Below are 9,540 nucleotides of genomic sequence, written 5' to 3'. Positions count from 1 at the left end.
CTCTTCCGATCGACGGAATCGTGATCGTAAGTTCTCCGCAGGATCTTGTCAAGATGATCGTCAAGAAAGCTTACAACATGGCAGAGATGATGAAGATCCCGGTACTTGGAATCGTAGAGAACTACAGCTATGTCAAATGTCCGGACTGCGGAACTCCGATCAAGATCTTTGGTGAGAGCCATATCGACGAGATCGCAGCAGAACTGAATGTACCGGTATTAGGCAAGATGCCGATCGACATGGCATATGCATCCAAGGCAGACAGCGGTGCTTTCGATCAGATCAACAACGAATATATCACAAAAGCAGTAGAGGTTATGCCACAGTAAATTCAGGGAGCTCCCGTCAGGGGGCTCTTTTTTTCAGAACATTTCCAGGAATCGTTCTGCCGCCTGGGACACGGGCAGGTTATCGTGCTGGACAAGGATCAGCTGGCGGGACGGAAGCTGTTCTGTAAGAGGGATTGGTTTGAGAGAATCTTCTGGATCCAGCATATAATCAGGAACACACGCGATGCCAAGACCGATCCTTGCGAGATCCATCAGGAGGTCATTACTGTTGAGCTCGACTTCCGGCAGCAGTTTCAGATCATGCGCGGCAAAGGTATGATAGAGATATTCACTGGTCGTGCTCTTGGAAGAAAGCATCAGGATCGGATATTCCAGAAGCTCTTTCAGCGAGCAGGGCAGATGCTTGAAGGCAAAACAGTCCGGGTCACCTACGAACACATCGTGGAAATCTTTTAATACTTTGACTTTCATATGGTTTCCGAGGCGGGAGTTTGGTGAGTTGCACACGATCAGGTTGACCTGTCCTTTTTCCAGAAGTTCGACACAGCCGATCGAAGTGCTGTTGGTGACTTTGATCCGGACATCCGGGTAAGACTGGTGGAACCTGCGGAAATATTCGATTAGGAAATAACGGCAGATCGTGTCACTGGCACCGATACGGAGCTGTCCTTTGAGCATGTTGTCGCCCGAGAGCAGGGCTTCCCCTTCATCAAGCATCAGAAGGGCGGGCTTGACGTGCTCCAGAAGAAGTTCTCCTTCCGGCGTGAGGAGGACTTTTTTTGTACTGCGGATAAAGAGCGTGTGGCCGAGTTTTTTTTCCAGGGTCTTGATCGACTGGCTGACGGCAGACTGAGAGATAAAAAGCTGGCGGGATGCCTCTGAGAAACTTAAAGTCGTAGCTACATAATAGAAAACTTTGTATAATTCGAGATTGATGTCCATAAGAAACCTCCATTTACTGATTAGTATATCTAATAAAAAATATAAGATATATTAATTTTACTAATGATATTTGTTATGATACTATATATTTTGTAAAATAACAACTATTCTATCCCAAAAAACAACCAGAGTTACTGCTCACGGGAATGCCTGTGAACAGTAACTACCAAAACCAATGATTACTATCTGAAAGGAGTTTCTAATGAGTAACGTAAGACGCGTTTATGTAGAAAAGAAACCAGCCTATGCTGTACAGGCAAAAGAATTAAAGCATGAGATCAGTAGCTATCTCGGAATCAAATCCGCAACGAATGTAAGAGTGCTGATCCGTTATGATGTAGAAAATATTTCAGATGAAGTTTTTGAAAAAGCATGCAGAACCGTATTTGCAGAGCCGCCGGTTGACGACTTGTATCTTGAGAAATTTGAAGCCGCAGAAGGCGCGAAGATCTTTTCTGTAGAATATCTTCCGGGACAGTTCGACCAGAGAGCAGATTCCGCTGTACAGTGTGTGCAGTTCCTCGATGGAGATGCACAGCCGATCATCCGCTCTGCAACGACTTATGTAATAGAAGGAAATGTAACAGACGAAGAATTTGATGCCATCAAACATCACTGCATCAACCCGGTAGACTCCCGTGAGACAGGACTTAAGAAACCGGAAACACTGGTTACCGTATTCCCGGAACCAGAGGATGTCAAGATCTTTGACGGTTTCAAGGATATGCCGGAAGCAGACCTCAAAGCACTGTATGATTCTCTGAATCTTGCAATGACCTTCAAGGATTTCCAGCACATTCAGAATTATTTTAAGAACGAAGAAAAACGTGATCCGTCCATGACCGAGATCCGTGTACTGGATACCTATTGGTCTGATCACTGCCGTCATACCACATTCTCCACAGAACTTACCGATGTGAAGTTTGATGAGGGCGATTACAAAGAACCGATCGTAAAGACTTATGAGAAATATCTTGCTGACAGAGAAGTTCTCTACAAAGGCCGTGACGACAAATTTGTCTGCCTGATGGATCTTGCCCTGATGGCAATGAAGAAACTGAAATCCGAGGGCAAACTTGCTGACCAGGAAGAATCCGATGAGATCAATGCCTGCAGCATCGTTGTACCGGTAGATGTAGACGGCAAGGAAGAAGAGTGGCTCATCAACTTCAAGAATGAGACACACAACCATCCGACAGAGATCGAGCCGTTTGGTGGTGCTGCTACCTGCCTCGGCGGTGCGATCCGTGACCCGCTTTCCGGACGTACTTATGTATATCAGGCAATGCGTGTGACAGGTGCTGCTGACCCGACTGTATCTGTGAAGGAAACCCTCAAGGGCAAACTTCCTCAGAAGAAACTTGTCAGAAGTGCAGCTCACGGCTACAGCTCCTATGGCAACCAGATTGGTCTGGCTACCGGTTATGTCAAAGAAGTCTATCATCCGGACTACGTTGCAAAACGTATGGAGATCGGTGCTGTTATGGGTGCAGCTCCGAGACGCGCGGTCATCCGTGAGAACTCTGATCCGGGCGATATCATCATCCTTCTCGGAGGACGTACCGGACGTGACGGTATCGGCGGTGCTACCGGTTCCTCCAAAGTACATACAGAGGCATCCATCGAAGTCTGCGGTGCAGAAGTCCAGAAAGGTAATGCGCCGACAGAGCGTAAGATCCAGCGTATGTTCAGACGCGAGGAAGTCAGCCACATCATCAAGAAATGTAATGACTTCGGTGCCGGCGGTGTATCTGTTGCCATCGGTGAACTTGCAGACGGACTTCGCGTAGACCTCGACAAAGTTCCGAAGAAATATGCCGGCCTTGACGGAACAGAGATCGCAATCTCTGAATCCCAGGAGCGTATGGCAGTTGTTGTAGATTCGAAAGACGTAGATACCTTCCTTGGCTATGCAAACGAAGAAAACCTGGAAGCGATCCCGGTTGCAGTCGTTACAGAGGATCCTCGTCTTGTCCTTACCTGGAGAGGCAAGGAGATCGTAAATATTTCCCGTGCTTTCCTTGATACCAACGGTGCACATCAGGAAACAACCGTAGAAGTTGAGATCCCGAACAAAGAGGGCAACCTTTTTGAAGACCGCCCGGATGTAGCAGATGTCAAGGCAAAATGGCTCGAGACACTTGCTGACCTCAATGTATGCTCACAGAAAGGCCTCGTTGAGATGTTCGACGGTTCTATCGGAGCCGGAAGCGTATTTATGCCATACGGCGGTCAGTATCAGCTTACCGAGACACAGAGCATGGTAGCAAAAGTTCCGGTACAGAATGGCAAGACCGATACTGTAACGATGATGAGCTATGGATTTGACCCGTATCTGTCCTCTTGGAGCCCATATCATGGAGCTGCCTACGCAGTGACAGAATCTGTTGCAAGAATCGTTGCAACAGGTGGTGACTACAAGAAGATCCGCTTCACCTTCCAGGAATACTTCCGCCGCATGACCGAAGATCCTAAGAGATGGAGCCAGCCGTTCTCCGCACTTCTTGGTGCATATGCGGCACAGATGGGATTCGGACTTCCGTCCATCGGAGGTAAGGACAGTATGTCCGGTACTTTCAACGAGATCGACGTACCTCCGACACTCGTTTCCTTTGCAGTAGATGTAGCGAAGATCCAGGATGTCATCACTCCTGAACTTAAAAAAGCAGGAAACAAACTGGTATGGCTCCGTGCACCACACGATCAGTACGATCTGCCGGATTACGCAGGAATCATGGATCAGTATGAAAAACTTCACAATGATATCCAGAGCGGCAAAGTCGTTTCCGCTTATGCACTGGATCGTCATGGTATTGCAGCAGCCGTTTCCAAGATGGCATTCGGTAACGCACTTGGCGTAAAGATCGAGCACAATCTGGATCCAAGAGATTTCTTCGCTCCGGGATTTGGCGATATCATCATGGAAGTTCCGGCAGACAAAGTCGGCGAGCTTTCCATCACTTACACACTGATCGGTGAAGTTACTGACGACGGTAAATTCTCTTATGGAAATACCGTGATCACAGAGGCAGAAGCTGTAGAAGCATGGAAAGGAACTCTGGAAAGAGTCTTCAAGACCGTTTCCGGTGAAGCAAATGAAAAACCTGCCAAAGATGATCTGTACCATGCAGAAAACATCTATGTATGCAGACACAAAGTTGCAAAACCGCGTGTATTCATTCCGGTGTTCCCGGGAACCAACTGTGAATATGACAGCACCCGTGCATTTGAGAGAGCAGGCGCAGAAGTTGATGTCAAAGTCTTCAAGAACCTGACAGCAGAAGATATCCATGATTCTGTAGAACTCTTTGAGAAAGCGATCAACGAAGCACAGATCATCATGTTCCCTGGTGGATTCTCCGCAGGTGATGAACCGGATGGTTCTGCGAAATTCTTTGCAACTGCATTCCAGAATGCAAAGATCAAAGAGGCTGTTATGAAACTTGTAAATGAGAGAGACGGTCTTGCACTTGGTATCTGCAATGGTTTCCAGGCGCTCATCAAACTTGGTCTTGTACCATACGGTGAGATCTGCGGACAGAAAGAAGATTCTCCGACACTGACCTTCAACACCATTGGACGCCATATCTCCAAGATGGTCTACACCAAAGTTGTCAGCAACAAGTCTCCATGGCTTCAGAAAGCGCAGCTTGGCGGTGTATACTGCAACCCGGCATCCCACGGGGAAGGACGTTTTGTTGCCAATGATGAATGGCTCGCAAAACTCTTCGCAAACGGACAGGTTGCAACTCAGTATGTAACTCCGGCCGGAGAATTGAGCGCAGATGAAGAATGGAACGTAAACGGTTCCTACATGAACATCGAAGGTATCACAAGCCCTGACGGACGTATCCTCGGTAAGATGGCACACAGTGAACGTCGCGGTGACGGTGTGGCTGTCAACATTTACGGCGAGCAGGATATCAAGATCTTTGAGTCCGGTGTAGAGTACTTCAAATAAATAATATATGACAGTTTTGAGCCCTCGCTTATACGGCGGGGGCTTATTTTGTCTTGACGAAACTGGAAATTTTCGGTATCGTATTATCAGAATGAAAAATGTTTCATAGAAAATCGGGACAGCAAATGTGGCTCCTGAAACACGGATGAAGATCGAACAGGCGATGAAAGAACTGAACTATATTCCGAACGAACTGGCAAGGAGCATGTTCAAGCAGAAGGCGGGGATCGTGGCGATGTTGGTTCCGGATATCCGTCATCCGTATTTTTCCTCGCTTGCGAGACATATCGAAGATGAACTATACAAAAACGACTGCAAACTGATGCTGTGCAGTACCGGTGATGACCCGGAGAGAGAAAAAGAATATATGAAGATCCTCCGCTCCAATATCGTGGACGGTGTGATCATGGGTGTCAATAATCAGAAACGCAATAACTACAGCGAAACCAGCCAGAAATCCCTGAATCCTTACCAGGCAGTCATGGTACGCCGCAGATAAAATTATATGATAGATATACAGAAAAGGCAGATTATGTCGATTCCTCTGGAATTGATGTGATCTGCCTTTTTTGCCTGACGTATTAGGGGATGTTGGTGGTTACTATTCACAGGTAGTATCCCGCGAGGCGTTTTGCCATGAATATGGCAAAATCCCGAGACATACAGGGCAAAATGCCATCACCGAAGGTGATTTGGAATGCATTTTGACCAAGTTACTGTGAACGGAGTGAACAGTAACTGTTGGTGTTTTATCCATTAATTGGAAAAAGTATAACGGTTGAAATGTTATTGGGATAATGATATTATACATATGTAAACTAATAGTGCACAAATGTTAAAGGAAGAGAATGAAAAATAAAAAGAAAAGACCAAATAAATTCAGAATTCGACTGTTTATAATTTTTTGGATTGCCCTGGTTATTCCCTGTATGTTGATTTCCTATATTCTATATCAGAATTCACAGGAAAAATCAAAACAGTCCATGGCAGAAGATATTCAGCATACGCTGACAGAAAACATGGCATCTGTAGAAGGAAAACTGGATGCAGTTTCTGATGCGGGTGTATCGTTAAAATTTGCAATGGAACAGAACAATGTGGTGATGATTCCTGACCTGAAATGCAGGGATATTGATATTTACTCTCTGGTGCAGAAAACTTTTTCTACCTATACTTCTCTGCTGGATGAGACATATAATGTCGGCGGATTTTCTGGATTTTATCTTTATTACCCATATCGGCAGCTGCTGTTGGTATCTGATGCTACTTTTTTTCCAAATGTTCTGTCAAATACGATGGACTGTTATCAGGCAGAAGTGGGTAAATGGGGAATTGCGACACCCTATCAGAACATTATCTGCAATCCGACATTGGGAAAATATTTTAATGATTATGATCTGGTGCGAAATTATGAAATCCGTGACGAAGAAGGCAACGAACTATATCTGACTGCCTGCGTGGATGAGCGTTATATCAACAGGCTTTTGTCTGCAAATTTTCAGATTCAGCCGACCTGGCTTGCAATTCTGGATCCTTATGGAAATATAGTAAGTACCAAAGAACAGCAGGATTTCAAAAAAGTCAAAGATCCCTATACAGATATCATAAACTATATCACATCAAAAGAAGATGAACAGATCGGAGAACTGAGAATTGATGGAAGAAATTACATATTAAACTGGAACTATTCTGCAGCAAATAACTGGTATTATGTGAGTGTGACAGATGCAGGAAAGATTCTGTCAGAAAATGGTTTTCCAGATGAAATCAAAGTTTTTGCATTTGTATTTCTGACAGCAGTGGCCTTTGGTGCAGCCTGGACTGTAAATGCAATGATAGAAAAGAGAAATGAGAGAATGCTGTCGGTTCTTCATGATATCGAAAAACAGGTTTCGGAGAATAAAGTTCCGGATGTACTGCAAAAACCGGAACAAGGACGACAGGCAGATGAATATATGGAAGTCAGTGACGAATTTTACAGGATGACAGAACGTGTATGTAATGTAGCGAGGGCAGCTCTTAAACAGAAGGACAAAGTTACAATGACAACGATCCAGATGCTTCAGACAGAACTGGATCCGCATATGCTGTACAATTCACTGGAATCTGCGTACAGCATTGCAAAAATCAACAAGCAGGAAGAAATTGCACAGCTTGTTATGGCATTATCAAAATTTTTCCGGATCGCAGTATCAGGAGGAAAGCGGATCGTAACCTTCAGAGAAGCGTTTGAACTGTCAAAGCAGTATATCATAGTACAGAATGTGCGGGTCAATAATAAGATCACATTTGTGTATGATATCGATCCGGAAGTGGAAGAACTGGCGGTTCCGAAGTTCCTTCTGCAGCCATTGGTGGAGAATGCGGTAATTCATGGATTTCGAAATAAGAGTGACAAATGGAAGATAGAAATAACTGCTTTAAAAGAAAAAGACTGTGTACAGATTACCGTAAAAGATGATGGAATTGGGATGAGTGAAATGGAGCTGGAAAAACTGAACGAAAAGATATGTGATAATACTTTTGAGAATTCTATGGGAAACAAAGGATATGCACTCAGAAATCTGAATTATCAGATCCAGCTTCAATATGGGGAACGTTCCGGGCTTACGATCCGAAGTACTTATGGAGAGGGAACCACAGCAGTAATCAGACTGGAAAATATTTCTGAAGTGGAGAAAGGAGTTGTGTGATATTGCGGCTGTTAATTGCAGAAGATGAACTATGGTTACGAAAAAGGCTGGTATCGACAATCGACTGGTCATCATATGGGATTTCAGAAGTTTATGAGGCAGAAGATGGAGGCGAAGCACTGGAAATCGCACTGAAAGAAAAACCGGATATTGTGATTACAGATATCAGAATGCCGGAACTGTCTGGAATTGATCTTATGAAAAAATTAAATGAAAACTCCATATTTTCCAAAATGATCGTAGTAAGTGGGTATGATGATTTTGAATATGCACAGGGAGCACTCCGCATGGGTGCAATAAACTATCTTCTGAAACCGGTGGATGAAGAAGAACTGCTGGATAGCGTCAAACGCTGTGTGGAAGAACTGAAAAAAGAAAAAAATAAAGAAACAGTGTTTGATAAACAGTCAGCGGCATCTGAAATGCTGATGGAACATATTTATGAAGATCTGATTTTTGAAACTTCAGAAAAACGAACAGAAGAACTTCTGCAAAAATTAAGCAGGAAAGAAATAGGTTTTCCATTTCAGTCGGCAGCAGTTGTGAATATGCAGGTCAGAGAGCATACCTTTTTTGTGAATGATAAAGTGAAATCAGATATGTGGTCTGTGTACCAGTGGCTCAGACGAAATCTTCAGGAAGACTGCTATGAATGTCAGTATCTTTATATGAGAGGAAGCCAGATCGTACTGCTTTTATTCGGGGATGATCCGGAAGCGAAGTTCATGGAGCGGGTAGAAAACTGGGTTCAGCTGATTCTTGAGGCATTGCAGAAGGAACTGAATATATCACTGTTTATGGCAGCAGGAGATGTGACTGATGATTTTTCCGGAATCCACAGATCTTATGAAATGGCACAGAAGAAGATTAAAGAGAAACGTGCCGAAGAAAAAAGAATCCTGGCACTTCGTAATCAGGAGACAGAGCAGGAACTGAATACCAGATTTGATGATGTTTATGGAGAATATGATTTTAAATTGCTGATTAAAGAAATCCGTAATGGAGATTCAGAAAAAGCACAGACAGAACTTCAGGCGATTCTGCAAAGTTCCTCCAGACGTCTGCAGAGTGCAGATATGATGAAACTGCAGTTGTTTTATATGAATTTTATTAACAGGATTGCAGGAGCATGTCTTCCGGAGTGCGAGGCGTATGCAGATGAACTGGCGATGCAGTGCATGACTGTCATGCGGGAGCTGATTTATATTGGAAGCGATACGATTGTAACGGAAATGTGGGACTGCCTCAGAAAATTTGTCGAAAAACTTGTAGAAGTCTATCAGGAAAACAACGGGAAAAGAAAGCACTGGATGATTGATCAGGTTCTGCAGTATGTAGAAGAAAATTACAATACAGCATTGTCCACCAGGGATATTGCCGGCCGCTTTTTTATGAATACTTCGTATTTCAGCAAACTTTTTCATGAACAGATGGGATGCACTTTTTCAAATTATCTGATCAATGTAAGGGTAGAAAAAGCAAAAATGATGCTGACTCAGACAAATATGAAGCTGTACGATATTGCTGAGGCGGTAGGGTACACGAATGTACAGTATTTTTCGACCATATTTAAGGAAAAAGAAGGACTGACACCATCTGCATTCCGGCAGATGCGTTCTGCGGTAAAAGATGAATACACAGGAAAGTGATAAGA

6 protein-coding genes are annotated in these 9,540 nt (G+C 44.1%); 5 read left to right on the top strand and 1 reads right to left on the bottom strand.

Annotated elements, in window-relative coordinates; all coding sequences use genetic code 11:
- Nucleotides 1-329, top strand: a 329-nt coding sequence (locus QZL69_RS08715) for a P-loop NTPase (protein ID WP_291519058.1), incomplete at its 5' end; no start/stop codon positions are given.
- Nucleotides 330-362: 33 nt separating this feature from the next.
- On the opposite strand, the gene QZL69_RS08710 is transcribed toward QZL69_RS08715, so the two are convergent.
- Nucleotides 363-1,232 carry a LysR family transcriptional regulator gene (locus QZL69_RS08710; RefSeq protein WP_022214828.1) on the bottom strand — a complete coding sequence of 290 codons (870 nt, stop codon included), beginning with the start codon at nucleotides 1,230-1,232 and terminating at the stop codon, nucleotides 363-365.
- A 202-nt stretch (nucleotides 1,233-1,434) separates the two neighbouring features.
- On the opposite strand from QZL69_RS08710, the gene QZL69_RS08705 reads away from it, so the two are divergent.
- From QZL69_RS08705 to QZL69_RS08690, 4 genes are all read left to right on the top strand, one after another.
- Nucleotides 1,435-5,193, top strand: a complete 3,759-nt coding sequence (locus QZL69_RS08705) for a phosphoribosylformylglycinamidine synthase (protein WP_022214827.1) — start codon at nucleotides 1,435-1,437, stop codon at nucleotides 5,191-5,193.
- 127 nt (nucleotides 5,194-5,320) lie between these two features.
- On the top strand, nucleotides 5,321-5,692 hold the full coding sequence (locus QZL69_RS08700) for a LacI family DNA-binding transcriptional regulator (RefSeq protein WP_022214826.1): 372 nt from the start codon (nucleotides 5,321-5,323) through the stop codon (nucleotides 5,690-5,692).
- A gap of 484 nt (nucleotides 5,693-6,176) precedes the next feature.
- Entirely contained in the window at nucleotides 6,177-7,886 is a 1,710-nt protein-coding gene (locus QZL69_RS08695; RefSeq protein WP_173906597.1) for a sensor histidine kinase, read from the top strand.
- A gap of 2 nt (nucleotides 7,887-7,888) precedes the next feature.
- The gene (locus QZL69_RS08690; protein ID WP_022214824.1) at nucleotides 7,889-9,535 is read left to right on the top strand and encodes a response regulator; all 1,647 of its coding nucleotides are present in this window, start codon (nucleotides 7,889-7,891) and stop codon (nucleotides 9,533-9,535) included.
- Nucleotides 9,536-9,540 lie beyond the last annotated feature (5 nt).

The sequence above is a fragment of the Blautia sp. CAG:237 genome, from assembly GCF_000436615.1.
In the GTDB taxonomy this organism is placed as follows: domain Bacteria; phylum Bacillota; class Clostridia; order Lachnospirales; family Lachnospiraceae; genus Blautia_A; species Blautia_A intestinihominis.
Note: the sequence above shows the minus strand (reverse complement) of the source record. Positions and strands in the feature narration are given on the sequence as shown.

What these genes read in the sequence shown, in the direction of transcription:
- QZL69_RS08705 (WP_022214827.1), top strand. Translation starts at nt 1,435, where the DNA reads ATGAGTAACGTAAGACGCGTTTATGTAGAAAAGAAACCAGCCTATGCT.
- QZL69_RS08695 (WP_173906597.1), top strand. Translation starts at nt 6,177, where the DNA reads ATGGCAGAAGATATTCAGCATACGCTGACAGAAAACATGGCATCTGTA.
- QZL69_RS08710 (WP_022214828.1), bottom strand. Translation starts at nt 1,232, where the DNA reads ATGGACATCAATCTCGAATTATACAAAGTTTTCTATTATGTAGCTACG.